Origin of the sequence: Leptothoe sp. PORK10 BA2 (genome assembly GCF_034932105.1) — a bacterium.
Lineage (GTDB): Bacteria > Cyanobacteriota > Cyanobacteriia > Phormidesmidales > Phormidesmidaceae > Leptothoe.
In genome coordinates, this window is sequence record NZ_JAYGIG010000010.1 from 58,724 (window position 1) to 84,509 (window position 25,786).

General features: G+C 52.3%; 22 protein-coding genes, 1 tRNA gene and 1 pseudogene. 12 read left to right on the forward strand and 12 right to left on the reverse strand.

What is annotated here, in order from left to right; all coding sequences use genetic code 11:
- Nucleotides 1-12: 12 nt before the first annotated feature.
- The gene (ispD, locus tag VB741_RS04780; protein WP_323364002.1) at nt 13-693 is read right to left on the reverse strand and encodes a 2-C-methyl-D-erythritol 4-phosphate cytidylyltransferase; all 681 of its coding nucleotides are present in this window, start codon (nt 691-693) and stop codon (nt 13-15) included.
- A 408-nt stretch (nt 694-1,101) separates the two neighbouring features.
- Here ispD and VB741_RS04785 point away from each other — a divergent pair, with 408 nt between their 5' ends.
- Both VB741_RS04785 and VB741_RS04790 read left to right on the forward strand, forming a co-directional pair.
- On the forward strand, nt 1,102-2,046 hold the full coding sequence (locus tag VB741_RS04785; RefSeq protein ID WP_323364003.1) for a glycosyltransferase family 9 protein: 945 nt from the start codon (nt 1,102-1,104) through the stop codon (nt 2,044-2,046).
- A 182-nt stretch (nt 2,047-2,228) separates the two neighbouring features.
- A complete protein-coding gene (locus tag VB741_RS04790) occupies nt 2,229-2,738 on the forward strand; it encodes a hypothetical protein (RefSeq protein WP_323364004.1) in 510 nt (169 codons plus the stop codon).
- Between the two features lie 152 nt (nt 2,739-2,890).
- On the opposite strand, the gene VB741_RS04795 is transcribed toward VB741_RS04790, so the two are convergent.
- Genes VB741_RS04795 through VB741_RS04805 form a run of 3 tightly spaced genes read right to left on the reverse strand, consistent with a single transcriptional unit; the run spans nt 2,891 to nt 4,812 of the window.
- Complete coding sequence (locus tag VB741_RS04795; protein ID WP_323364005.1) at nt 2,891-3,667, reverse strand: hypothetical protein; 777 nt, start codon at nt 3,665-3,667, stop codon at nt 2,891-2,893.
- A 53-nt stretch (nt 3,668-3,720) separates the two neighbouring features.
- A complete protein-coding gene (locus VB741_RS04800) occupies nt 3,721-4,179 on the reverse strand; it encodes a cupin domain-containing protein (protein ID WP_323364006.1) in 459 nt (152 codons plus the stop codon).
- A 48-nt stretch (nt 4,180-4,227) separates the two neighbouring features.
- A complete protein-coding gene (locus VB741_RS04805; protein WP_323364007.1) occupies nt 4,228-4,812 on the reverse strand; it encodes a glyoxalase-like domain protein in 585 nt (194 codons plus the stop codon).
- Here VB741_RS04805 and VB741_RS04810 point away from each other — a divergent pair.
- The 6 genes from VB741_RS04810 (at nt 4,811) to VB741_RS04835 (ending at nt 9,052) form a co-directional block, all read left to right on the forward strand.
- Nucleotides 4,811-4,933, forward strand: a complete 123-nt coding sequence (locus VB741_RS04810; protein ID WP_323364008.1) for a hypothetical protein — start codon at nt 4,811-4,813, stop codon at nt 4,931-4,933. The two genes, VB741_RS04805 and VB741_RS04810, sit on opposite strands and share 2 nt — an antisense overlap.
- Nucleotides 4,934-5,330: 397 nt before the next feature.
- On the forward strand, nt 5,331-6,053 hold the full coding sequence (locus tag VB741_RS04815; protein ID WP_323364009.1) for a sigma-70 family RNA polymerase sigma factor: 723 nt from the start codon (nt 5,331-5,333) through the stop codon (nt 6,051-6,053).
- Between the two features lie 77 nt (nt 6,054-6,130).
- Nucleotides 6,131-7,171, forward strand: coding sequence for a tetratricopeptide repeat protein (locus tag VB741_RS04820; RefSeq protein ID WP_323364010.1), 1,041 nt, complete (start codon nt 6,131-6,133; stop codon nt 7,169-7,171).
- A complete protein-coding gene (trmD, locus tag VB741_RS04825) occupies nt 7,171-7,878 on the forward strand; it encodes a tRNA (guanosine(37)-N1)-methyltransferase TrmD (protein WP_323364011.1) in 708 nt (235 codons plus the stop codon). Before VB741_RS04820 ends, trmD begins: the two co-directional genes overlap by 1 nt.
- Before the next feature lie 49 nt (nt 7,879-7,927).
- Nucleotides 7,928-8,413: a 2-C-methyl-D-erythritol 2,4-cyclodiphosphate synthase gene (gene ispF / locus VB741_RS04830; RefSeq protein ID WP_323364012.1), complete on the forward strand. Its 486-nt coding sequence runs from the start codon at nt 7,928-7,930 to the stop codon at nt 8,411-8,413.
- Between the two features lie 291 nt (nt 8,414-8,704).
- Nucleotides 8,705-9,052: a BON domain-containing protein gene (locus VB741_RS04835; RefSeq protein ID WP_323364013.1), complete on the forward strand. Its 348-nt coding sequence runs from the start codon at nt 8,705-8,707 to the stop codon at nt 9,050-9,052.
- Nucleotides 9,053-9,137: 85 nt separating this feature from the next.
- On the opposite strand, the gene VB741_RS04840 is transcribed toward VB741_RS04835, so the two are convergent.
- The gene (locus VB741_RS04840; protein WP_323364014.1) at nt 9,138-10,064 is read right to left on the reverse strand and encodes a carbohydrate ABC transporter permease; all 927 of its coding nucleotides are present in this window, start codon (nt 10,062-10,064) and stop codon (nt 9,138-9,140) included.
- Nucleotides 10,065-10,211: 147 nt separating this feature from the next.
- A complete protein-coding gene (locus VB741_RS04845) occupies nt 10,212-10,754 on the reverse strand; it encodes a lysozyme (RefSeq protein WP_442786292.1) in 543 nt (180 codons plus the stop codon).
- 266 nt (nt 10,755-11,020) lie between these two features.
- Here VB741_RS04845 and VB741_RS04850 point away from each other — a divergent pair, with 266 nt between their 5' ends.
- The 3 genes from VB741_RS04850 (at nt 11,021) to VB741_RS04860 (ending at nt 13,419) form a co-directional block, all read left to right on the forward strand.
- A complete protein-coding gene (locus VB741_RS04850; RefSeq protein ID WP_323364016.1) occupies nt 11,021-12,322 on the forward strand; it encodes a M16 family metallopeptidase in 1,302 nt (433 codons plus the stop codon).
- An 18-nt stretch (nt 12,323-12,340) separates the two neighbouring features.
- Complete coding sequence (locus VB741_RS04855) at nt 12,341-13,231, forward strand: fructosamine kinase family protein (RefSeq protein WP_323364017.1); 891 nt, start codon at nt 12,341-12,343, stop codon at nt 13,229-13,231.
- Between the two features lie 117 nt (nt 13,232-13,348).
- Nucleotides 13,349-13,419 (forward strand) — tRNA-Cys (locus tag VB741_RS04860).
- 244 nt (nt 13,420-13,663) lie between these two features.
- Here VB741_RS04860 and VB741_RS04865 read toward each other — a convergent pair.
- Nucleotides 13,664-14,329, reverse strand: coding sequence for a hypothetical protein (locus VB741_RS04865; RefSeq protein WP_323364018.1), 666 nt, complete (start codon nt 14,327-14,329; stop codon nt 13,664-13,666).
- 787 nt (nt 14,330-15,116) lie between these two features.
- Here VB741_RS04865 and VB741_RS04870 point away from each other — a divergent pair.
- A complete protein-coding gene (locus VB741_RS04870; RefSeq protein ID WP_323364019.1) occupies nt 15,117-15,476 on the forward strand; it encodes a hypothetical protein in 360 nt (119 codons plus the stop codon).
- Between the two features lie 56 nt (nt 15,477-15,532).
- On the opposite strand, the gene cobT is transcribed toward VB741_RS04870, so the two are convergent.
- The 5 genes and pseudogenes from cobT to VB741_RS04895 all read right to left on the reverse strand — a co-directional run bounded on the left by cobT (nt 15,533) and on the right by VB741_RS04895 (nt 25,485).
- A complete protein-coding gene (gene cobT, locus VB741_RS04875; protein ID WP_323364020.1) occupies nt 15,533-16,675 on the reverse strand; it encodes a nicotinate mononucleotide-dependent phosphoribosyltransferase CobT in 1,143 nt (380 codons plus the stop codon).
- Between the two features lie 11 nt (nt 16,676-16,686).
- A complete protein-coding gene (locus VB741_RS04880) occupies nt 16,687-17,523 on the reverse strand; it encodes a DUF2232 domain-containing protein (RefSeq protein WP_323364021.1) in 837 nt (278 codons plus the stop codon).
- A 111-nt stretch (nt 17,524-17,634) separates the two neighbouring features.
- Nucleotides 17,635-18,339 (reverse strand): Crp/Fnr family transcriptional regulator, encoded by a 705-nt coding sequence (locus tag VB741_RS04885; protein WP_323364022.1) that lies wholly within the window; start codon nt 18,337-18,339, stop codon nt 17,635-17,637.
- A gap of 3,478 nt (nt 18,340-21,817) precedes the next feature.
- Nucleotides 21,818-22,489: pseudogene (locus VB741_RS26250) on the reverse strand (hypothetical protein); the annotation flags it as partial.
- 2,594 nt (nt 22,490-25,083) lie between these two features.
- Nucleotides 25,084-25,485: an AbrB family transcriptional regulator gene (locus VB741_RS04895; RefSeq protein WP_323364024.1), complete on the reverse strand. Its 402-nt coding sequence runs from the start codon at nt 25,483-25,485 to the stop codon at nt 25,084-25,086.
- Nucleotides 25,486-25,786 lie beyond the last annotated feature (301 nt).

Genomic DNA, 25,786 nt, shown 5'->3' on the forward strand with positions numbered 1-25,786 from the left:
GGGGTTTTAAGGTTAAAGCCGCTGACTGAGAATAAATTCTGCGATCGCAAGATCCACCGGAGTTGTCACCTTCAAATTGGTGTCTTCTCCTTCCACAATGTGAACAGTCAGACCACATTTTTCAAATAGAGCCGCATCGTCAGTCACCGACCAGCCTTGGGACTGACCTTTAGCGTGGGCTTCCATAAGCAAGGCCACATCAAAGCCCTGGGGCGTTTGGGCTGCCCATAGCTGGGAGCGAGCGAGGGTAGCGGTAATCATGCCAGATCCATTGACCTGTTTGATCGTGTCTTTGACCGGCACCGCCGCGATAAATCCTTGGCAATGGTCAAATGCTGCCGTACAGCGGTCAAATAGGGCGGGGGTGGCGAGGCAACGGGCTCCATCGTGGATCAGCACCTGTTGGGCATGGGCGGGTAGCGCCTGCAGGCCGTTGTAGACCGATGCCTGCCGCGTATCACCTCCCGGAATAAAGACTAATGGTTTGTCCATGCCCAGTTGGGCCACAATTTCTGTAAACGCAGGCTGATCCATGGCTTGGCAAATAATGCCGATCCATTCCACCGTGCTAGCGGCGGCCGCGGCCTTGAGGGTCCAGCCCAGGATGGACTGATGGAGTAGGGGTAAAAGTAGCTTGTTGCCATCAGCCCCCATGCGTTTGCCAACGCCCGCCGCCGGTATGAGTAGGTGCATACTGTCTCCCAAAGCTTGTCAGATGATTGATCGATCTAAATAATCCAGGCATCCAGAAAGTGTTTTCACGCTGGTTGATCCCCATCTATCCTCTCAAAAACCCTACCTAATCCCAGGATGTTTTTTGGGGTCTGAAAAGGGGGATCAACTTAAGCCGGAAAATCCTGGCTAGGTGGGGAATCAGGGGCCAGAAGCCAGTGAGGCCCTGATGCCTGACTTCTGAATACTATCCTTGGGAAAACGTCCCGCTTTGAGTTGGGACCCCTGAAAAGCTTTGGAACTCTAAAATGGTATCGTTCCTTACATTGGCAGCGGAAAATTTATCAATTTTGCCGTTTAGTCACCTTTCTACAGCGTTAGGGCTGCCAGCTTCCTCTAGAATGAGTAGCGAAGTATAATCCGAAGTCCATGCGCGTCCTGGCTTTAGTCCCTGGTGGAATCAGCGATCAGCTTCAGTTTTTTCCAACCTTAACGACCATCCAAAAAGCCTACCCCAACGCTGATATTGCGATGGTGGTAGAGCCTTCATCCAAGTCGGCTTATCGGGTATCCAAGGCTGTCAGTGAGATAATTCCCTTTGATTATCGGGGGCAAAATAGCCCGTCGGATTGGGCGAACTTGTTAGGCATTATTCGCGATCGCGAATTTGAGCTAGCCCTATGTGCCAGTGACCGTTGGGAGGAGGGCGTATTGCTCTGGCTCAGCGGTATTCCCACCCGGATTGGCTATAGCACTGCCAAAACACCGTGGCTCTACACCAATACGGTGACCGTTGATCGGCAGCAGTACCCCGCTAACCAATATCAGGCGCTACTGGAGGGATTGGCCCTCCCCTCCCCCTCTGCACCTATCGAATTAAATGTACCCGAGGGGGATATTACCTGGGCGGATGCCCAGCGCCAGTCCCTAGGGGTGGCCGACAGCGGCTATGTTCTTCTGTATCCTGGCCTGAATGGTCAAGCGGAAGGATATCCGGAGGCTGGTTGGCTCACCATTATGGATGACTTTCAGGATAAGCAGCCCCAGCTCCCCATCGTCATCCTAGAAACTGTGGATAGCGAGGATATGGTGGCCGCCCTCCGGCGTCAACGGAACTTCAAGACGTTGAGGGCGGCTAATCTGGGGCAGGTGGCGGCGATGTTGGCGGGAGCTAATTTGGCCATTAGCCCCGACAGCTATGTCAGTCAAGTGGCCATGGCCCTCCAGGTGTTTATCGTCGTGCTCCAGACTACCCTGAGTCCGGCTTTGCCCCCAGCTGATGGCGAACTGCGAGCCTTAGCGGTACGGTCTGGTACAAATAGGTTGGCCGATCTGAATCCAGGGGATGTGTTAAAGCAGGTTTGGGCTGGCTAAGTACCTTGGCCACAATCTGCTCGTTTTGGCCTAATTTTCGCCCAGAAATTAGGTCGCCTCAGCAAAAGCTTAAGACTATATACGATGTCTTGAGGCAGGCAATCTATCTTCCGGTAGGATAGCCCTGGAATAAGATATTCATTTCAATAAAATCATCATAAATCTCTAGGCGAGGTAAAACCATGGATCGCGTTAAATCTCAAGCTGCTGTGGTATCTCAGCTACTTTTTGATCCTAAAACAGCAGGTGCTTATAAAGATGTTTTGACCCTGACTGGCACAATAGTGAAAGAAGTAGCGTTGCTAGCGTGGTTGCTGATTTGTTCCATATTTGTATTTGGCGCTTGGTTTAGCGATACGGCCATTAGTTCTGGACAGAATGCTCGCAAATGGTGGCAATCCCAGCAACTGGAAGCCGCAGACGGAAATCAGGCAGCGGCCGCGACTGGCCAGGCTTTACTGGATGTGAGCAAAAATGGCGCTTATTTTTTGTTAAATAAAGCTCGTGAGCAACTGGGTTTGGATCAGCTAGAACCTCCTGCCACCCCCGATGCGACTAAAGCGGTGAAGTCCACGGCAACAAAAGTGGCCGAGGCCGCTAAAACCGCTACGACAGCTGCTGTTGATAAAGTGACGGCGGTCGCTCAAGAAGCTAAGGCTGCGATGGATAAAGCCTCTGATGCTGACGAATAAAACCGCCCTTCAAACCAATTGAGCGCTGATCAGAATTGACGGCTATGGCAATCCATAAAAAAGGCGCACTCCCAAGGAGTGCGCCTTTTTTATGGATTGCCCCTAATAGAATGGCTCTTTTTCAATTGGGGTTAAGGATTGCGGATTGGGTATTACTCTACTCCGTCTGTTTTCGGGGGGATTAACTCTAGGGTTCTGATGTCCGTTGGCAGATAGCTTAAGGATTCAGTAATTGAGATCGCTTCTTTGACCGAAATGTTGCTACAGTCTCCCTGTCCATAGTCCTGACTATTAATTAAGCCGGCCCCCACCAATCGATAAAACCCATCTTCCCCAGCTAACCAATCGGTAAAGAAATCGCTCTCCGGCAGTTCTCCTGCACCACCGTTGGGAAATTTGCCATGGTATAGGCTGTAGCCTGCCCCAAAGAGCACCGTGTCCACGGGGACTTGATTTTCTAGGGAAATATCGTCAGTGCCATTGGCGGTGTATTCAATGGCAAAACAACGATTTTTCTCGTCCCGATAGACCAGCCAATAATAGGCCCCTCCGCCGGTTTCCTCGGCAGCGGTTCCGACCCCATAGTTAGCCAGGGTCATGGTGGGGGGCAAATAGGTGGGAATGGCAATGTCAATGTTTAGGGAGACCAGCTGGTTTGTGGCTTCCGGGGGGAGTTGGGCGAGGTAGGAATTGGGTGGTGGCGGTGGCGGGGCACTGCCTAGCGGACTGCTGGGGGCACTGCTGCCCTCAGCAGGGGCGGGTATGGTTGGCTCAGCGGGTATGTCTGGGGAGGGGGCTCGGCAGCTGATCAGGGTGGTGAGCAGCAGACTACTGACTACCCAGCTTTGACGACTAATTTTGGGGCTTTGACGGTGGCTTTTGCGGTGACTGTCCCATGTGACGGGGGGGAGTCCCTGGGGGAGTGGCATGGTGGTTGAGCTTGTCTGGTGGGGGTTTGCCTGGGCCTGTGGGGGGTAAGTTTTCAATAGGGCTGACCACTACGATGGGTAAACTGATGCCCTCCTTCTGGTTTGGGCATGGCCAGCAGGTCATGATCAGGGTATTCAGCCCGGTCGCCTCGGGTGCGATCGCCAATTTCTAAGTAGGTTGAGATCGCACCCGACCGATTGATCAAATGATGACCATCGGCCACTCCAGCGGGGAATCCTGCCATCATTCCAGGTGTAAGTAAGGTTTCTCCCTCATTGGTGACCAAGACCAGTTGCCCCGAGACCACATAGATAAACTCATCCTGGTGGCTATGCCAGTGGCGCAGAGCCGATTGGGCTCCGGGAGCTAACCTGGTCAAATTGACCCCAAAGTTAGTCAGTCCGGCCACATTGCCTACCCGCTGACGCGATCGTCCAGCCACTGCCGCTCTAAAGAGCTCGGGATACCCAGTACCCTGGGTAACGGGCACCGTAGAAAGATCGATCACCATGGGGATCACACCTAAACCAAATTAAAACTAAGTTAAATATGCTACTGGCTAGTCACCCACCTCAGCCATCTCAATTACTTCGCCGTCATAGTTCTTGACTAAAAAGTTTAATGGCCGTTCGCGACGAATTTTATGGCGTACTCCGTTGGCTTGCACCTGCAGTAAGAGCAGCTCCAGGCAGTCTCGATCAAAGCAAACATGGCGTTGCCGATCCTGATGCCCCCGGCTAGCTCCGGCAATCACATGGAGCTGGGTATTTTTCTTGAGCTGATACCAGAGGCCATCCGGGCTGCCAGCGCTGGGAGTGGCCGGGCGTGACAAGGTGCCCATGCCCATCATCGGCTCCATACCCATGCCTGCCCCCATGGTTTGCTCATAGTTGTAATAGTAGTGGAGAGGAACATCGGCCGCTGATAGATCCAGCATCCCCTCATAAAACTGGCGGGCCAGCTCTAAATCTGAGACCATCACCGTGTGCACCTTGGGGGCGCTGGTCAAAAACACCCACATGGCACCCGCATAGGCCACCAGTAACATCACCATGATGCCTTGGGTGGAAACCAGGCTATCGAGGGGGAGTCCCTGCCAGATGGAAGCCAGGTGGGGTGAAGAAACGGTGGGGTAAAAAATCATGGGTGTCTTGGGGAAAACGATGCCCTTGGCCGCAGACCAGGGAGAACAGACCAGTCAGGTGGATCAGTTTGTGGGTTTACAATTTGTGGGTTTATCTGATGGACCCATTAGTTTGGCTTGACCCATCAGATAGGTCCAGTCATAAATCCACTCAGATAGACCCATCAGATTATATTTGGAACCAGGGTGGAGGCCCAGGGAGTCCCAGGGGGCTAGTTACAACTGGTTACATAAAAACAGGGTGGCTAGCAGTCTGGCTGCCCCTAGTGTATCAAGGGGAAAACCACCTGGCAGGTAGGGCCTTGCCGGGTTAACCGATCCATTCCCGTGGGGTTGCCATGGCTATTTCACCCTCCCGGGTAGCCGTAATGGACCAATTCCCAGCTTGAATTTCCCCCTAATCTTTAAGATTCGATGGATCCTGGGTATAGTAGTGGCTATTTATACGGTAGTCTCAATCTGGTGCATACCGGTCTGTCCAGACTGCCGGTCATTAGCGAAGTTCCGTTCGCAGTATTGTGGATATTCCTAACTTTCCTGAATGTGATCATGCCATTGTAAAGTCGCTCTTTGAATACAGCGACTACGAGCTTGTGCAGCTGTTAAAGCAGCATCCCGATGAAGGCAAGTATTTTACGGCGATGTTTTGCCGTTATAGCCCGGTGGTCTATACGCTGATTCGTCATTCGGCTCGGTCTACGGTGCAGTCCGAGTACCTGTTTGCCCTGACCTGGCGACACATCTTATATGAGCTTAGTGGTCTGGACCTGCCAATTGATCCCCCGGCCAACTTTTCGTTGCAGGCTTGGTTGGTGAATTTGACCGCCGCCTGTATTAACCAGGCGTCCCTGCCAGATGTGGAAGAGATTCACTACAACCTCCAGGAGGCCTCACCCCCCCTGTGGTGCTATGTCACCCGATCCCTCGAACGGCTTCAACCCCTCCATCGTCTAGTCATTGTGATGGCTCAAACGTTTCGGTGGAGTAACACCCGGATTGCGGCCTATTTGCAGGCGGAGGGGCAGCGCATTTCGCCTAAGTCGGTAGCGGTGTTACTGACCGATGCCCAGAATTCTTTGAATGCTGCTTTACCCAGTGATATTCAAGCAATTTACTTTGGGGATACTGATGCTACTGCTGAGGACGATTTAGGCGGGGAGCTGACCGATCTATTGGATTTGTCTGATTTGAATTTGTCTGATCTTGAGCTGGACCAGCCCAATCTAGCTTCAGAAGCTTAATAGTTTCCAGCGGCTTAAGGGTCCCAGGGTATGTTTGAGTTTTTGTCTGAGTTTTTGCAATAGGGAGAGACCTGGTTGTGCACCGCACAGTTCGCTTTGGTTACGGGTTAATAGTGCTGATGGCGTTGGTGGGCATGCCCCCAGCCTATGGTCAGGATAGTCTGGATGACCAGCTGCGGCAGCCGGTCAATCGTGAGGCTGTGAACCAAAAGCGCGATGTGGCTGACCAGCTGTTGCGGTTGGGGGAGCGTCAGGCTGACCAGGGAGACTATCAGTCCGCGTTGCAGGCTTGGGGGCAAGCGGTGGAGCTCTATTATGACATTGGGGACACGGCCGCCATGGAGCGGGGCTATGGCAACATTGGCAGCGCCTATGCCCAGCTGGGGGACTATGGCCAAGCGGAAACAGCGGTGCGGCGTCAACTTGCGATCGCTCGGGACAACCAAAGCTTCAGCACCCAAATATTTGCCTGGAACACCCTGGGCACCCTCAGGCTGCAGCGCGGGGCCATAGAGTCAGCTGCTACCGCCTATGAAGAAGCCCTGAACATTGCCTATAGTGTTTCAAATTTTGATGGCATTGGCCTCTCCCTCAGCAATCTGGGTCTTTTGGCGGCGGGCCAAGGGGATTATGCTACCGCCATTGACTATTACGAAGTGGCAGGGAGCTATCGTGTCCGAGCCGGTAATATTGTGGGTCGGGCCAACACCAGCAATAACCTGGGGGATGCCTATTTCGCCCAGGGCGAACAGGTAAAAGCAATTGGCGCCTATCGCCTAGGCTTGGCCTATGGCCGAGATAGCAACGATGTGGCGTCCCAGCTCCAGGCCATTGATGGTTTGATCGATGTCTATAGCGAGGATGGTGACTGGACCCAGGTCCGTTCCTATCTCGATGAACGCATTGCCCTCACCCTCAACAGTGGCAACGACTGGGACCGTTTGATTACCTTGAAGCGTTTGGGCGAGTTTTATGAAGCGACGGGGGACTTGGACTCAGCCTACCAGCAGTATCAGCAGGCCTATGCCCTAGCGCGTGCCCTGGAACAAACCAGCCTGGAAGTGGAACTGTTTAATCGGTTGTTGAGTTTTCAGGACCGCCAAGGCAGTAGCAATTAATGCGGTTTGACCTGATCAGTTTATTTCCTGACTTTTTTATATCGCCGCTCCAGTCGGGGCTAATTGGTAAAGCCCTGGAGCGAGATATTGCCCAGGTGCACATCACTAACCCTCGGGATTTCACCACCGATAAACACCATAAGGTTGACGATGAACCCTATGGGGGGGGCGTCGGCATGGTGATGAAAATCGACCCGATTATAGCGGCCCTGGAAAGCCTGCCCCAGCAACCTCGCCGGGAAGTGGTCTTAATGACCCCCCAGGGGGAGCCCATGGCCCAATCCATGTTTTGGCAATGGGCCACCAACCTCGATCAGCTGATCGTCATTTGTGGCCATTACGAAGGCATTGATGAACGTATTCTCAATGTGGTGACGCGGGAAGTCTCCCTGGGTGATTTTGTCCTCACCTGTGGTGAGATCCCAGCCCTGGCGTTACTCAATGGTGTGATGCGTCTGCTACCAGGCACTGTGGCAAAGCGAGATTCGTTGCACTACGACAGTTTCGAGGCCGGGCTATTGGACTATCCCCACTACACCCGCCCAGCTGAATTTCGCGGCTGGGCCGTGCCAGACGTGCTGCGTTCAGGCAACCATGCCGCCATTGACCAATGGCGACGGCAGCAGCAGATTGAGCGTACCCGCGAGCGTCGCCCGGATCTTTATGAGCGCTGGCAGCAGCAGGAATGGGAAAATAAGCCTGAGTAAGCACAAAAGACTCTTTGTTTAAGCTTTTTACCCCCCTGAGGATTACCCCATGAGTATTCGCATTGGTAATGGCTACGATATTCATCGTCTGGGGCCTGGGCGGCCTTTGATTTTAGGCGGAGTTACCATTCCCCATACCCTGGGTCTGGTGGGCCATAGCGATGCCGATGTGCTCACCCATGCCATTATGGATGCCCTATTGGGGGCCTTGAGCCTAGGGGATATTGGGCTTTACTTTCCCCCCACCGATGACCAGTGGAAGGGGGCCGATAGCCTGGAACTGTTAGACCAAGTGCATCAAATGGTGCAGGCAAAGGGCTGGTCCATTGGCAATTTGGATACGGTGGTGGTGGCCGAACAACCCAAGCTCAAACCCCACATTGCCAAGATGCAGACCCGGCTGGCGGAGCGACTCGCCATCGCCCCTGATCAAGTGGGTATCAAAGCGACCACCAATGAAAAATTAGGGCCAACCGGTCGTGAGGAAGGTATTGCAGCCTATGCTGTTGTGCTGCTTATGCAACTGAAAAATTAGGGCCAACTGCTTGTGGGGGGAGGATTATAGCCTACACCGTTGGGCTGCCCATGCAAGCATACGCATTTAATGACTATTAATTGTGTTAAAAAGTTTTTAAGAGCACATAAATGTTATTTCGTTTTTCTTAAAATCTGTGAATGTTTTAAGATGGCTTGTGCAGATATTGCCAACGTATGAGGTATTGGCGCACTTTCCTATTTTCTGAAGCAACGCTGTGTTGGTTTGGATGGTATGGGAAGAGTTCTAAGCAATATCCGATCGTACAGACATAGGGTGTCGAGGTGTTTTATGGATGGTTCAACTACTGCAACTGCTTTGAAGAGGGCCTATGCGCCCTGTCAGTTGGATGGTAATCAACTCTTTCGGAGTCAGTTATTTGCCACGATTCCTCCAGAGCGGATTGGACTGAAGGGGGAATTCGACTACTACGGGTTGTCTAAGCGGGTGTCCCATTACCTGAGGGCTAATGTGGACGATGCTAGGTATTTGAAAGTGCGACAGCGTGGACGGGTTGTGGTGTTGAGTGGTCACCTGGGGTCCCCCTACCAACTACGTCAGATCATTGATCTGGCTCGATCAGTCCATGGGGTGGATGAGGTAGAAACCTCAGGCATTGCCGTGGCTGAGGCTTGTTAAGCAGCATTCAAGCTTGTTCCGCCGAGTTTCTCCCAGCAGGCTTTGCAATCACCTATGGCCTTGGCTGGTTTTTTAGATTTAGTCTTTAGGAAATTGTGTCGGTGACCTGGTCAGGGGCGATGCTCAGCCTAACCAGGGATAGGGCTAAGATGATGATGAATAGCACCAGTCCTATGGTGCAGGCGTAGCTCATTTCTAGATCCACAAAGGCCTGTTCGTAAACGTAGTAGACCACGGTTTTGGAGCTACTGCGGGGGCCCCCTTGGGTCATGATGTAGATTTCTTCAAAAACTTTGGTGGCCGATATGGCAGAAATGACGGCCACAAGAAATATGTAAGGACGCATCAGCGGCAGGGTAATGTCCCAATGTTTGCGCCACTGGTCGGAACCATCGATGGCGGCAGCCTCGTACAGGTCTGCGGGGATGCCCTGCAATCCGGCTAAGTAGATCACCATGTAGTATCCCAGCCCCTTCCAGATGGTGACGGCCATTACACTAAACAGGGCCAGGTTTGGACTGGTGAGCCAGGGGATCCGAATGGTCTGGCCCGTGATGCTGCTGAAGAGCTGATTCAGCAGGCCGGTTTCGGCATATAGCCACCGCCAGGCAATGCCAGCTACCACCATGGAGATGACGACGGGGGTGTAGTAGGCGACGCGAAACCAGGAGATGCCCTTGAGTTTTTGGTTGACTAGGATGGCCAGGAGGAGGGGTGCGATCGCAAGTATCGGCACCACCCCCATGAGATACACCAACGTGTTACCCAAGGTTTGCCAAAATGTCTTGTCCCGCCATAGGCGCACAAAGTTGTCCCCCCCTACCCATAGGGGCGGCTGGGTAATGTCATAGCCATATTCAGTAAAGCTCAAGTAAAAGGCCTGCAGCGCTGGCCAAAATACTGTGAAACTCAGCACCAGCAACGCTGGGGCCAAAAACGCATAGGGAATTCCCCAGCGGGGAAACGGCGGCAGTGACTGCGGCAATAGCCAAGGGATAAACGAACGCTTCATCTAAATAGGGAGGACCTAAGAATAGGGAAGGCCTAAGATTAACTCCTCCCAGCATAAGGGATGAAATACCTGTAATTGTGTTCGTTTATGGGCCGGATGGTGGGCTGTGCCCACCCTACATATTGTCCGAATGGTCGGCCGCCTACCCTACAGAAATTGTCGATAATCCTGACCCAAAAATAAGGCCCTCTCAGCATTGCGCCGTCGAGTCAGACCCGCCAATACCCGTCCGCCCGCTCGGTTCCAGCGGGGAAATTCGTCAGCTGCCCCGGTGATATCGCGGTTATTGAGCTTCCTGAGTAAGGTGGAGCTACGCATCGCTCCGGAGCCCACGTTATAGGTAAATGACACCAGGGCTGCAAACTGATTGTCATTAATCGGCACCCGCACCGCTTGATTAACATCCTGTTCAAATCGAGCCAGATCGTTTTTTATCAGCGCTTCCGCCTGGGCTTCAGTAATTTCCTGGCCCGGTTTTACCCCTCGGGTTGTGCCATAGCCAATCGTCCACACCCCCACCGCATCCTGATAAGCCTTTAACCGCAGCCCTTCAAATGACTTAATCAAACCGATGCCGCTGGCATTCGTCTGTCTTGATGAACTACTGGGGGGACTCTGGATTGGGCTAGGGGGGCTGGCGGGTTCTTGAGGGAGCGGTTTGGGCTCAGGGCCGGTTTGGGAAACGGTCATGCCACGGGGAGAGTCGCCCCGACTAAACCACAATTTCATGCCACTGACATTAAGTACTCTCTCATTGGGGTTCGATTTAGAGGGATACTTAGAAATTTTGGAGATATAGTGTCCTCCCTGCATCAGATAGATCGCCGTATCCGTTTCTTTGATCCAAGTGCCCATAAATAACTCTCTTCTGCTCTATTGGTTGTTTTTACCCAAACTTTACTGTATCTAGATGGCTAGAATAAGAAGGAGAATGATCACGAAATTTTAGTTTGCCCATGGTTGTGACATCAGTACCCCCCGAAATCACTAACCAACCCGTTGTAAAACGGCTGGCTAATGGTCTAACGATCATCGCTGAACAAATGCCGACAGCCGCTGTTAATCTCAACATCTGGCTCCGGGTAGGCTCTCGGGTAGAGTCCGACGCCATTAACGGCATGGCCCATTTTCTCGAGCACATGATCTTTAAGGGCACGCCCCAACTCCAATGTGGTGAGTTTGAGCGCCTCATCGAAGAACGGGGTGCAATCACTAACGCCGCCACTAGCCAAGACTATACCCACTACTACATCACCACTGCTCCCCAAGATTTTGCCAAGTTAGCTCCGCTACAAGTGGAGCTTTTGCTTAATGCCAATTTACATGATGGTGACTTTGAACGAGAACGGCCAGTTATTTTAGAAGAAATCCGTCGCTCAGAAGACAATCCACGGCGGCGGGTATTTCAGCATTCGATGACTTTAAACTTTGATCAGCTGCCCTATCGACGCACAGTGCTAGGCCCCACATCGGTGATTGAACAGCTGTCCGCCAAGCAAATGCGCGATTTTCATCGGCGCTGGTATCAACCCCAAAATATGACCGCTGTGGTGGTGGGTGATTTACCCGTTGATCAGTTGATTGCCACCGTCGAACAAAGTTTTGAACAGGCCCTTGCCCATCGCCATCAGGAAAGTATTACGGAGCCTTTAGAAGGGATGCCGGTGAGCACCCCCGAAGAACCGTTTGAGTCTATTTCCCGAGTTGACTACACCGATGCTACATTGCAGCAGGCGCGGCTGGTGATCAGCTGGCGCGTGCCGGGCCTGAGGCAGCTATCGGAAACCTATGCCTTGGACGTGGTGGCCTCGATCTTAGGCCAGGGACGCACAGCTCGCCTGGTGCAGGATCTACGGGAAACCCGTGCCCTCGTGAACAGTATTTCCGCCAGTAACATCACCTACGGGGAGCAGGGGGTATTTTATCTCTCTGCGAATCTGGCTACGGAACAGCTAGAAGCGGTTGAACTGTTGGTTTTAGAGCATATCCAGCGCCTTCACGATGAGCCCGTCAGTGAGGCTGAACTCAAGCGGGTGCGCACCCAGGTCGCCAATCGCTATGTCTTCGGGAATGAAACTTCCAGTGACCGTGCCAGTATGTATGGCTACTACCATGCGCTGACCGGCGATATTGAGAACGCCCTCAATTATCCAGCGGAGATTAAATCGGTTGATGCGGAGATGATTCAGGCCGCAGTGCGGCAGTACTTGCCGGTGACGGCCTACGGAGCGCTCAGACTGCAGCCTGAAGCTAACTAAGATACGGTCTCCATAACTATGTCTCGATCTGGAAAATTCGACTGGGCTGATATTTCTGCCCACATCAGTCGAGTGACTGGGCAACCCTTTCACGGCCAATCGTCGCGCTCCGTAGGCGGTGGCTGTATCAACCAAGCCTATGGCCTGGGCGATGGTCAGATGACATTCTTTATTAAGCTCAATCAGGCTAGCAAGCTGGCGATGTTTGAGGCTGAGCTGGCGGGTCTCAAAGAAATGCATCAGAGTCAAACCATTCGGGTGCCACAGCCACTGTGCTGTGGTTTATCGGGGGGGAGCGCCTACATTGTGATGGAGTGGTTGGACCTGGGAGGTGGTGAGGGTGCCTGGGCTACCATGGGACGCAATTTGGCAGCCATGCATCGGATCTCCAGTGATCTGGGCTTTGGTTGGCAGCGGTCTAACACCATTGGCGAGACTCACCAGCCCAATGACTGGCAGGAGAGTTGGTTGACCTTCTGGCGGGATCAGCGCTTAGGATATCAGTTTAGTTTGGCCAAACGACGGGGTGGTTCGTTTCCTCAGCAGCAGGCACTGTTAGAGGCGTTGCCTGAGCTGTTGGCTGGCCATGATCCTGTGCCGTCTTTAGTACATGGCGATCTGTGGTCTGGGAATGCGGCCGTTACTACGGCAGGGGAGCCTGTGATTTTTGATCCAGCTACCTACTATGGCGATCGCGAAGTGGATATTGCTATGACAGAGCTGTTTGGCCGGTTTCCCACGGCCTTTTATAACGGCTATGATGCGGTTTATCCGTTGTCAGAGGGCTATGGCACCCGTAAGGTGCTTTACAACCTCTATCACATCCTCAATCACTTCAATTTATTTGGCGGTGGTTATGCAGCTCAAGCCAATCGGATGATTCAGCAGCTATTGGCCAACGTGAATTAATTCTTGCTTAGGTCGCTCCATTTTGCGATTTTTCTACCCCAAACAGGAAAATGGTCATAACTCAGGAATCTGAGTTGGAACACGCCGAGAATTTGATATATTGAAACTCTGCAATTCGGCGGCATGGCCAAGTGGTAAGGCAGAGGATTGCAAATCCTTTACCCCCAGTTCGAATCTGGGTGCCGCCTTTTGTGAGCGGGCACGACCTCCATCGGGTTGTGCTCTGCTCACTGGCGAATTTATGGGGCGATCAAGCATTCTTTTTGATCAATGCTTTGATCGTATTGGGTGCTGGATCCGTAGACCGTACTTGAATCTTAATGAGCATCTTTGTGCGACCCACAATGGGACGCTACCCGGTGACCTAGGCCCAGTTACGAGCGGTGGCAGCCATGCCCCAGTTAGAGCGGGAGCTAATGCTGTGGCGACCTACTAGTCCACGTCGTAATAGGCCACATTTGCCCGCTTCTGCCGCACCGGGGGCGGTGGCAAAAACTCCTGTTCGTAATATCTATAGCTACTGGGGGGAACGGGCATCTGGAAGGGATAGACCACCGGTACGGAGCGCTCCTCTCGTCGCCGACCCGACGACATCAAAACGACGCAGAGGATCAACACACCGCCGCCAAAGATCATTACCACCAATAGGCCACCCCCAATCCACAGCAGGGTGGTTTGCATAGAAGAAGTGTCCTGCTCAGACTGGGCCGCCGCCAGCTGTCCATTTTGCATGGAAAGGGTATCTACCGAATGCTGATATTCCCTTAGCTGGGAGAGGACGGCCCTGGTTTCTTCCTGCTGCTGCTTGAGCTGATTTTCTAAATTACGGGCGAGCATTTCCTGCTGAACCAGCTGATTCTCAAGCTTTGTCGTTAGCTCACGCTGTTTATCCAGGTCCTGCTTAATGTCATTGCTGATGTCGTTGTCAATGGTTTGTACCGGGGATTGGGGTACAGGGACGACAGCTTCTAGGGCGGCGGCACTCGACTCAGTATCGGGGGATGAAGTGTTGTGAAACCCAACTCGCGCTAATAGCAATACCAAAACGGCTACACCAGTCGTGGCACATCCAGCCACGAAAGCAGTCGTATCGGTCATTGACGATTTGGGTGACATTAATTAATTAACTGCCCCTAACAGTTCACTACTGGACTACGGCCAAGTTGAAGCCCATCGCTTGCTTTAGGTCTAAACGACCGTTCTGGAAGTGAACAAGATTTGATATGGATGTCTGTCACAACCGGTGGCATTTGCTCAAGATGATTAACGTGGGCTGACTGCTTCCTGACCTAATTGCTGATTCCACTGTTCCCAGGGATGACCTTATCTCGATAAGAGTATGGCGGCTCTGGTGTCAAGGCTTATTTATATTACCGTAGGTAATGAGAGAAACCTTGGATTAGAAATAGATTTCTCAGATTTTTCAGATCTGGTTGGCTATTGTTTGTTTAGGCATTTGCAGGCTCCCTGAAAATATATCCTGAAAACGTACGTTTTAGTGTACACGATGGCATTGCATATTATACCTTGAGTTCCAGGATAGTAACGTTGCTAGACAATGTTATGGATGCTTGATCATCCTGGTCTAAACATGGCGCTGACACGAACCTAGGGTGTGAAAGCCTGAAAATTTGTAAACAATAGACCGGGATATGGCTATTGCCGCTACAGTATGCCACGATTTTACAAAAATCCTCGGTTTTTTGTCTGTATAGCCTGACATTGAGGGGTTGCTGTCAAGCTAATAGATTTCAATCTACTTTATTTATAGTATTTCTTTATGATTTCAATCTTGACAATAAAAGGTTAAATCAATAAGTAATAAGACCTCTACCTTGGTTGGACCTTCTTAGGATGTAGAGGTTATTTAAGGATATGCTAGCCCATGGATATTGCTCCAGAAAAGGTAGCGCACTTGTCAACTCGGGTAGATACCCTGCATCAGCTCCTAGAGCAAATTGATGGCAAGGTGTCTGATCTATTAGTGCGTCAAGATATGAATAGTGATGGTGGTCGGCCTAAGTTTGGGGTCAGTCCTCCTGAAAGGATGGTGGCTAATGGCTTGAAAGAGGCTTTTGACCATAAGGATATATTGAATGATGAGCCTCATTTTGGTTTGGATCTGCTGACGGGTAATCAGGTGCTGTCCCCTGAGATTCAGGTCCAACGGTTGACGGCTCAGTTGACGGCTGCCTACAACCGGATCGCCGCATTGGAGGAGCAGCTGCTAGCTTATCGCCACTAGGGAGTGGCAATGCTGTGGGGGCTTGACTATTGCTAGATGAAACGCGCAGTGCGCCATCATGATTTTTCAGATGGTTCTGGTGAATTTGGGCAACTTTCTAGTATCGCTTCCATGGCTTGTAGGGTTTTTTCTTGTTGCCAATTTTGGTAGAGGTGCCCTGCTATTAAACAGCCGCCTGCCCCAACGCCTTCTTTGACATATCCTTGTTCAAAAATAGTGAACTGTGGATAATGGGACGCTTTGAATGAAAAACGGCTGCTCATGATGGGAGGTGTGGGGATGGTGTGGGCTAGTTTTAGAAATTGACTGGTTTCATCCTGCACAATCCATTGAGTTGTGCCGATGACAACATTGTTTGAGTGCCATGGGTATTGGGTACCCAGTTGCTGAAGCATTGTGTAGATGGCAAGCATTTGACTGCCGCCAGCGAGAAGAACGCCACTGTGGTGGCTGGCGGCTAGGGTCATACCGATGACAAAGGGTTGCATGGGGTCGCCGACGGCTGCGATCGCAGCCCACACATCCATCCCATGCCTAACTTCTGACCCAGACATCAACCCGGTTTTAATCAGGGCTGCTTTTTGCTTGTGGTTGCAGGTCGGATGGCTGCTTCCCATGAGTCCGGCCACATCAAACCCTAACGCCGTGAGTACAGCCTGGGCGGTTGTAGTTCCGGCAACGACACATTCACCCACGATCAAATAGCTGCCAGCAAACCGCCGGCCTAAGGTTTCTCCCCATTGCAGCCCTGCTTTGAAGAGCTGCTCAACGGTTTTAGGGTCAAGGGCTTGGCCAGAACTGACACAGCGGGCCATCGCCCCATGGAGATCTACGTGGGGAACGCTGGGGGGGAGGGGGAGGCCCGCATTAAATAAATAAATTGGTAGGTTGAGGCCGGTAACCATGGCCCGGGTAAGCAGGGCCGGTGATACCCCCGCCCGTAGGGGCGGTAAAGGATATTGGGGTGCTGCGGTCGGCCCGTCATAGATGAATTCAGCATCGGCGACCGCTGTTTTCAGGCGCGCTTCGGGGGTATTCCCCGCCGCCGAAATGCCTGGAATGAGAGCTGTTTCGGTAAACCCTAGGACACATACATAGCAAGGGCGCTGACCCTGATACTGGTGCTGCCATTTTTGGCTAATGGCCCGGTTAGTGTGGTGGGCAATCAACCCATGGGGGCGGGGAGATTCAGGCGACATGGTGGGGTCGCCTACTCATCGAGAATTTGCTGTACCCACCGGGGCGGCGGTGGCATGGCGATGCCCATGCGCTCCAGCAGGATCCAAGCCGTCAAATGTACGGTGAAGAGATAGACAATGCTGCTAAAAAATACCATGGAGACAGCTGCGATTTGGATAATGCTAGGGCTGACTTGGCCGATGACCCCGAATCCTAACAGGCCAAAATCCAAGAGTCGATTGGTGATCCAGTCGATCAGCTGTACGACCTGGGCAACGAGGTAACCCCATAGGTCTTCCCCGGCCATCCATGACAATAGCCAGATGCGAAAAAAGATGCCAAAGGTAACAATCAGGGCTCCGATGGGCAACGAAATCAGCCAAGAGGTCTGACGTCGCCAGTGGTAGCCCAGTTGAACCCCCAATAAGCCATAGGGAATGACATAGAGCAGGCTGCGGGGTGGTCCAATTAAAATCGCCAACAGCAAGCCAGACACCAGGGTGGTCATCCAGGCAGAGCGATGATTCCAGCGCAGATATACCAGGGCAATGGGGACCGGAAACAAAATTCGCAATAAAGGTCCGGGGGGAAAGTAGAGATTAATCAGCCACATGAGGCTAGCGGCGCTGGCCAGAAATGCCGTTTCCACCATGGCGACTGGACCCTTGTCACTAGGAGCGGTGACGTTACCGCTAGCAGGTGATGATGCAGAGGTGCTAGACACCTCTGCATCGTCATCTATCCAAGGGCGGTCTAAATCTAGGTCGTCATTTCGGTTGCTATCTAGGTTTTCACTATGGGTGGAGTCGTTGCGGTCCGTCGAACCTGACGATAGTGTGTCTGCCTGATAATCGTCTGGCTGCCCCATGGTGCTAAAAAGTACTCCTAACCAAATTTTTAAGTTTGACCCGACCGTCAAGACTGACCGTCAAGGCCGATAGCAGACTGCCAGCAGGCTGCCAAAAAACAACAGTAGAAGCTAGACCAATAACTTATCCAGGGCATCTATGGATGGAATCCGGATGATATCGCGTTCCCGACTGATCAGCCCTTTCTTCTCCAGTTTACTTAAAACACGGGTAACGGTTTCCCGGGCGAGCCCACTTAAACTGCTGAGTTCGCGGTGAGGCAGGTTCGGAATTTCCACCCCTTGGGCTGCCAGGGTGCCTTGGCCGTCGGCCAGAAAGAGTAAAACATCGGCCACCCGAGACTGACTGTCCGACTCCCGCAGGCGCAGCCGTCGGTTTACCTGACGCAGTCGTCGGGCCATAAGTTTGGCCAGTCTAATGCCAGCTTGAGGCTCACTGTTCAGTAAGCTCACAAAATCCTTGGCTGGCATACTGCCAATCATGGTGGTGGCCAGGGTAATCACATCCGTAGACCGAGGGACCGCTTCCAGAGGAGCCATTTCGCCAAACAGTTCGCCTTTGCCCAGGATATTTAAAGTGACTTCTTTGCCATCCAGGTTGTAGGTGCGAATTTTTACCCACCCTTCCAAGATGAAATAGACCGAGTTGCCCCAGTCATTTTCCAGTAGCAGAACCTGACCAGCCGGGTGGCGGCGCGTAACAATCTGAGCGGTTGCTTGTTGCACCGTAGCTTCAGGTAATTCCTGAAAAAAGGGAGCTGCTGCAATCAGCGCTTCACCAGCTGAATTATCTCGGGCACCGTATTTGCTATCCATAGGTCAGGGAAGCCACGGTTGGGTGGACTCATTTAAACAATACGCTTGAAAATAGGCTTTAAAACAAGTAGAGGCCCGTTTGCTAACTAGAAAATAATTTAGTGCAGGCATGAATCGTTCGATGGGTGTAGGAACGAAGCCAAGGCTTCATGATAGCTAAGACTAGCCCGTAACTGAGAGAGAGCATGGTAGAACCCAGGCGTTTGAGACTAGCTGATGACTGGCTAATAATACTGAGAGCCATGGTAGCCCTAAGCGCTAAAGCTTAACCCATAGCTTAATCGTTAGGATAGTCGCTCCCTGAAACCTGCAGGAATAGTTTGTCTTTAGTTCGCGTCTGGTTTGCCTAAAATAGGTTACAGCACGATTGGTTCATCCCCCTAGTTCCCCAGGTCCGTTAACGTAACTTCACATCTGTGGCGTGAGGCCTAGGCGCATCGATTAGGATGACACCCATTGATAAGCGATCCAGCTGTTTGCCTGGTCATGGAACTCCCTGGCTCCATCAGGATTGTTCTATGGGTGTTTGTAGATAGGAGGAAATTGTGATTTTTTAGCCAGCCTGCTTTACACTTTGGGCATTCCGTCGGTAGGCGCTGGCATGTCCGTCATTGGGCTAGGTGTCCTCCGCCTTACAGAGTTCGTTGTTGAAAGGCCGCACTGTGACTTCTCAAAAGGATCAAATCCAACGTCTTATTGCTGAAATTGACGCCACCTTGGCTAAACCAGCGTCCCGCTTACCGTTGGGTTTGTCGGGGGAAGCCGAGCGTCAGCGTCAGCTTTTAGGTAAGTTATTTAGCTATTTACAGGCCCTAGAGCAGACGTTTGATTCTCCGGGGGGATGGGGACCCATTGACCCGGGGACGGGAGATTTTGTGGGTTCTGCTCAAGCAGTATCCCCTAACCTAAGGGGCCCTAATTCAGGGGCTTCTAGCCTAGAGGAGTCGGCATCCCAAGTATTGCAGGGCTTGCTCCAGGAGATGAGCTATCTGCGGGAAAATTCCCTCAAGCCCATGCGTCAGGAGCTGGAGATGCTGCAGCAGCGGCGGGATAGCTTGCAGGCAGAGGTGAGTGTTTTAGAGTCCCAGCGGAGTCCGGACCCATTTCAATCTGAGCAGCAGATAAATGCCTTTTTGGAGACATTGATGCAGCGGCTGCAGGAGCAGCTGTCGGCTCAGATGATGCAAAATTTTGCGGCTATGGAGTCGGCCACCCTGGATCGACTATCTGCTGCCGATAATCCGGTGCCTTTAATGACGGGGCAGCGATTGGAGCAAGTGCGGTTGCTTCAGGCTGAGTCAGACCAGCTGCTATTGAAGTTGGATAGCACCCTGACCGCTGTCTTTAATTCATTGCAAAAAAGCGTTGATAGCTACCGTGAATCCCTGGAAGAGGGACTGGACCAAATGCACGGATTGGGGCGTCAAGGTGAAGTGATTTTCCATGCGTTTGTGAATCATCTGGCTCAACAGCTGGGGCAGGATGCGTCGTCCTACTTGGCTGGAGGCGCGGGGGAGGTGGCTCAGAGGGCGGCATTACAGGATCCACAGGTGACGACAGAGGTGGATTTGGGGACTGTCCAGCTGGATGAGTTGGATCAGGCGCTAGATGATTTGGTATTGGATGGGGATGTTGGTGCGGAGGACGGCCTAGGGAGCGACTTGGCGTTTGATCTGTCGCCTGACTTGGCTTTGTTGGGGGATGCTCTTCCCTCGGGCGGGTTTGATCTGGATGAGGATGAGGATATTACCGTCATCCAAGCTGTTGGTATGCCTGATGTGGAGGCTGAGTTGGCCCAGCTGGAGGCTGCGATCGCATCAGACGTAGATAGTAATGACGAAGAGATTACGATCATTCAGACTGGCAGCGGATTCAATCAGGTGGTTGACTTGGAGGAAGAGATTACCACCATCCAAACCGATGACATGCCCGATGTGGAGGCTGAACTGGCCCAGCTGGAGGCTGCGATCGCGGACTCAACGAGTACCCTGGATGAACCCATTGACCTGGATGAGTTATCCGCTGGTCTTGAGGAGGATGACACCACCCTAGACGACTTGGGCCTAACCGAGGCCGCTGATGTGGCATCGGAGGATGGGGAACCATCCTCCGATGGGGGACCGTTTTTAACCTTAGATGCACCCCTGGGGGATTTGGATGAAAGTCTGGGGCTACTGGCTATTGGTGCCGATAGCGGCGATCTGCTGAGTTTGACGGCGGGCCAAGGAGCCTTAGGGCAGGACGCGTTGCCCCAGATCGAGTCTGAGGACGAGTTATTTAGCTTTGATGCGAATTTTGATCGGGCTCTAGATGTATCCCCATCCGCCGAAGAGTCCATGGCTCAATTCGAGGCGGCTTTGTTTTCAGGGGATTCATCAGACCCCATCGATTTAGACGCTGACGACCTAGGCGCGATTGAGACAACATTTTCTCCCCCCGCGGCTGACGATGAACCTCCCACTGAAGCTGATTTGTTGGCTGCTGCTGCTGTAGCCGATAGCTGGTTATTTGATTTGGGATCGGTTGAGGCCTCAGGTGAGACGGCATCTGAGGGGGGCGATACCCCACTGGATGTCCTAATGACGCCATCCCCGTCAGCCGTGCCCGAGGATACAGCTGATGACGTGCTGGATGATGTGACGGTAGACACCCTATTTGGAGACGACAGTGCTGCTGACGCAGCGGCACCCATTGTAGGGGCGACTGACGATCAGGATACCGTCGTGACTTCCCTGTCAGATCTGCTACCCGATGAGCAAATCCCAGAAGTTGGCGCAGACTTTTCCGATCATGTGCCGGAGGATGTCTACATTGCGGCCGCCGCCGATGAGGATTTGATCAACTTAGTGGAACCCAGGGCAGAGCAGCGACTGTTAATTGATTTTGATGATGGGCTGCTGGTGGAGCAGCTGGATGAGGATCTGCAGCGGCTGGCCGGCGATACGTTCTCGGCCGACTATGGTCTAGAGGAAGACGATGCCCTGGAACCCTTAGATCAAGACACCTTAGAAAACATTGTTAGTGATCTAAATTTAGAGGATTTGAACCTGGATGATGAGCCAGCATTGGATCTGGTAGATGCTGAAGCGGCGGCTACTGATTACGCTGTCGGGGATTTGGTTGGAAATCCTGTGGAAGAGCTGGTCGAAGCGCCTGTCGATCAACCAGAGGCTGTGACAGCATTGCCAACTAGCGCAGATGAAGATGTCTTTGATTTGTTTGAGGACTATGCCGCTGATTCAGTGGACGTGGATGATCCATCCGGGAATGACCTAGACTTAGCCGCCATCGCATCACTGCCCCTCACCGATGCCAACACCGACGCCGACACTGAGGAACTCGATCTTTTAGGACTGATCACGGAGCCCTTGGCGGATGATTTTGAGGATGGGTTGCCGGATTCCCTGGCCGATGAGCTGAGTGAGCTCAGTGCGGAATCTAATGCTCTATCCCAGGAGGCTGGAGAAGCGGTCATTGATCAATTTGTGTCTGATTTAGAAGCACCTGTAATTGTTGAAGATGAGACGTTTTCGGTGCCTGCCATAGACGCGGCAGAACCTGACTTGGACTCAGCCTCCACACCAGATTTGCCTACGGATTTGCTGAATGATGGGCTAGAAACAGACTCAGCATTGCCCGATGATTTTTTACAGGCTGAGCAGGCTGCTTTTTGGCAGACCATGGCGGAAGACGATGCGGTTCCGGCTTTAGAAGACTCGCCGCTCTCTGAAATGTCTGACCCTGAAACGTCTAACTCTGGAACTCCTATCCCAGATGTGTTTGGCCTTGAGGCTTTTGATTCTGGAACTCCCTCCCCGGATGCGTTTGTGCCTGAGGCATTTGATGCTGGGACTTCTGACTTTGAGACTCCTGGCTTGGAAGACGATGTGGTTCCGTCTTTAGAAGACTGGCCGCTCTCTGAAATGTCTGACCCTGAAACGTCTGACTCTGGAACTCCTATCCCAGATGTGTTCGGCCTTGAGACTTTTGATTCTGGAACTCCTTCCCCGGATGCGTTTGTTCCTGAGGCATTTGATGATGGGACTTCTGGCTTTGAGAGTTCTGACTTTGAGAGTTCTGGCTTTGAGGCATTGGTTCCTGAGAATTCTGACTTTGAGAGTTCTGACTTTGAGGCATTGGTTCCTGAGAATTCTGACTTTGAGAGTTCTGACTTTGAGGCATTGGTTCCTGAGAATTCTGACTTTGAGAGTTCTGGCTTGGAGGCGTTAGATCCTGAGTCTCCTGGCTTTGAGTTTGCTGACCCTGAAGTGTTTGATGGAGAGGATGAATTAGACGACGGTTCTGATGACTTGTCCTACGAAATGTCCCTAGAGGCTGTTTCGGAAGATTTGGCTGAGGATATTGATGACTTATTGATGCCTGCAGATGATTTACCTGTTGCCAGCCCCGAAGTGGCAGAAGCGGCCCTTGATTTGGGTGATCTCGAGGATCTGTTTGGCCAGTCGTCCCCAGCTGATTTAGCAGCGCTGGAACTGGATGAATTCAGACAGCCTGATAGGGATCCGTCCCTGGATGACTTAGAAGAACTGGGCTTGGGCAATATTACATCCCCTGGCACATCCCCTGAGGCATTGGTGCCCCTAATGCCTGATGTGCCTCTGTCTGGGGATGGTGTGGTGCTGCCTACTATTGACCCTTTGGTCGGTCCCCCAGGAGGCGCTGATGGGGTGGCCGTGCCGGTTGCTGTACCCCCTGCCATAGCTCCCCCTGTGGCCGTGCCAGAACCCCCTGCCGTGAATCTTGATGGGGACTGGTTCCTAGGGCTAGATGTGGGGGGCACGGGGCTGTCTGCCGTGCTGATGAATCGTCGCACTGGTCAGGTGTATCCCCTCTATTGGCAAACTGCGCCGGATGATGATACCAAGCATTTTCGGTTGCCTGCTATGGCTGTTATGACTTCAGCCCAGGACACCGTAGCGGTGGGCTATGACGCCCTGGGGGCCTTAGGGAATGTACTAGATGCCTCTGGCTCGGCAGAGCTGGTGGGGGTGAATCGTCTGAAGCCGTTGTTGAAGGTTGCGGTGGGCCATGGTCAAACCCTGGCTACGTCTGACCCTTGGGTCCGCTGGTCAGATACGGTGGAGTTACCCATGCTGCAGATGTTGCAGGCCATGGTGGCGCTGATCAAGCAGGGGGTGCATGGGGGCCAGGCGGTGGGCTTGGAGGGGGATAGCTTGACCCAGGTATTGGCTAAGTTGCAGGGGGTGATTGTGGGCTATCCCACCAATTGGCCCGACACCTATAGCTTTAACCTACGTGAAGCTGTGCTGGCGGCTGGTTTAATTGACCAGCCAGGGCAAATTGTGTTTGTGGAAGATGCGATCGCATCCGTGCTATCCGGTCTCCCCGATCCTCGCGATAGGACCTTAGCTGAAACCGTATCCCTATCACGCCAGCCCAGTTTATATAATTGCCAGTGGCAAGATGGCATGGTGGTTATTAGTGGCGGGGCCATCATGACTGAGTTGGGGTTAATCAACCTACCCCAGGATTTGACCAAGCTCAGCTATGGTGACTTTGCCCTGCGTGGCTTTGCCTATGCCGGAGATGCCCTGGACCAAGATATTGTCTGCCAGTTGCTGTTACCTGAGGAACGGCGTCAGCCTCTGTCCCCTAACGAAGCCATCACCACGCGCTGGGATTGGCAGGGACATCTGACAGCTGAGGATGCCGATTGGACTCAGTTGAACCTGGCGGGTCTCACATTGCCCAATGTGGGCCATGTTGATTGGGTTCAGCGCTATAGTCTACAGCATCGATTGCTGGGGTCTAATTTGGGTCAAAGCTTATTGGCGGCAGCCCGCCATCTAAAGCTCGCTCTGCAGCAGCAAAATCAAGTTCAGATCACCCTGGCGGGACAACGCTGGTTGATTAAGCGACGCCACCTGGAAAATCTGATCTTTTTGCCCTATATTCAGCGGATTAATCGCTATCTGAATGTGTTGCTGAGCCAGCATACGGCGGATGCTCAATCGATTAAGCAAGTGCTCTGTACCGGTGGATCAGCCTCCTTGCCTGCCATTGCTCGCTGGCTGCGGCAAAAATTTCCCAATGCCACCATTATTCAAGATACCTATGCCAGTGAGCTGCCCCAAAGCTGCAGCCGGGTGGCCTATGGCCTCGTGAATTTGGCCCGCTATCCCCAGGTGCTCAATTTCACTCGGCAGCAATACAGTGACTACTTTTTACTCATGGAGCTGTTACGGGTCTTTCCCCAACAGCCATTGCCGGTAGGGGCGATCTTGCATCTGTTGGAGCAGCGGGGGATTAATACCCAGGCCTGTCATCTGCATATTTTGGCCCTTTTGGAAGGGCATTTGCCCCCTGGCCTGGTGCCGACGGCGGCGGATCGAGGGCTGATTTGCGATCGCACCACCGACCTCCCCACCTATCGAGCATTGTTACAAACCCCGCTGTTCACCAAAACAATTACCGAATCAGGGAGCCACATGTATATTCCCAACGAAGGTCAAGCCGTACAGCTGCGGGCCTATCTCAGCCGCTTACTGCTGGATAAGGTGCAGACCTTAGAAGAACCCTTGATTGCCCAGCTAGAGACACTGGCTTAGGTAACGGGCGTACTGTGGGCGCAAGGCCGAGGCATCGTTATCGGGCACCATGCCATCAAAAAAGGACTGGACTGAAAAAATCAGTCCAGTCCTTTTTTGATGGCATTTATTAGAGGGTGTATAGTGTCTCGATTAAAGCTATGGATATGGGGCCTTAATCCTCCTCTTCTTCTTCTTCTTCTTCCTTATTCTCACCTAATTGAATTAAATGAATATGCTTATAGCCGAGCTTAATTTCAAACTCATCGCCCGGCTTTAACCCCATTTCTTGGGTGTAGGTAGAGCCAATAACAATTTGCCCATTTTTGTGAACGCTAACGCGATAAGTTGGTTCCCGTCCGCGTCCATCCTTTGTGCTTTCTGGCCCCAGGGGAATACCTCTGGCAGCCAATAGGGCATCATAAAAATCCGTCAGATTAACCCTAACCTGTTTGTCTTTAGTAATGCTGAAATATCCACATTCCTTAGCTTTTTCCCGCTTCGGTAGATGGGTGATTTCCTTCATTTTCTGAAGTAGTGCTTTTCCTGTAAGTGGCGTAGATTTAGTATCAGCCATCGGATTTGAAGAATTAATGATTAGGTCTAGAAAGAGGTGAATTAAGTAAACTGACGAAATTAAAGCTGGGTTGCTCTCGATTGCTGATTTGTGTAGAACACATTTGGAATGAGAGATCCGATTATAACAGACGAAAAACCTGTTTATCTAGGAGTATTGCAACCCTAAAATCTAGTAAGCGTCACAGGGGATGCCCAGGCATAAGCGAGAGTGGGGACTGAGCAGATCTAGTGTTAGCCTCGACCAAAGGTAATAGGGACGGCGCAGGTAAGCCTGCCCGCGCAGCCCGAACCGCTTCGGT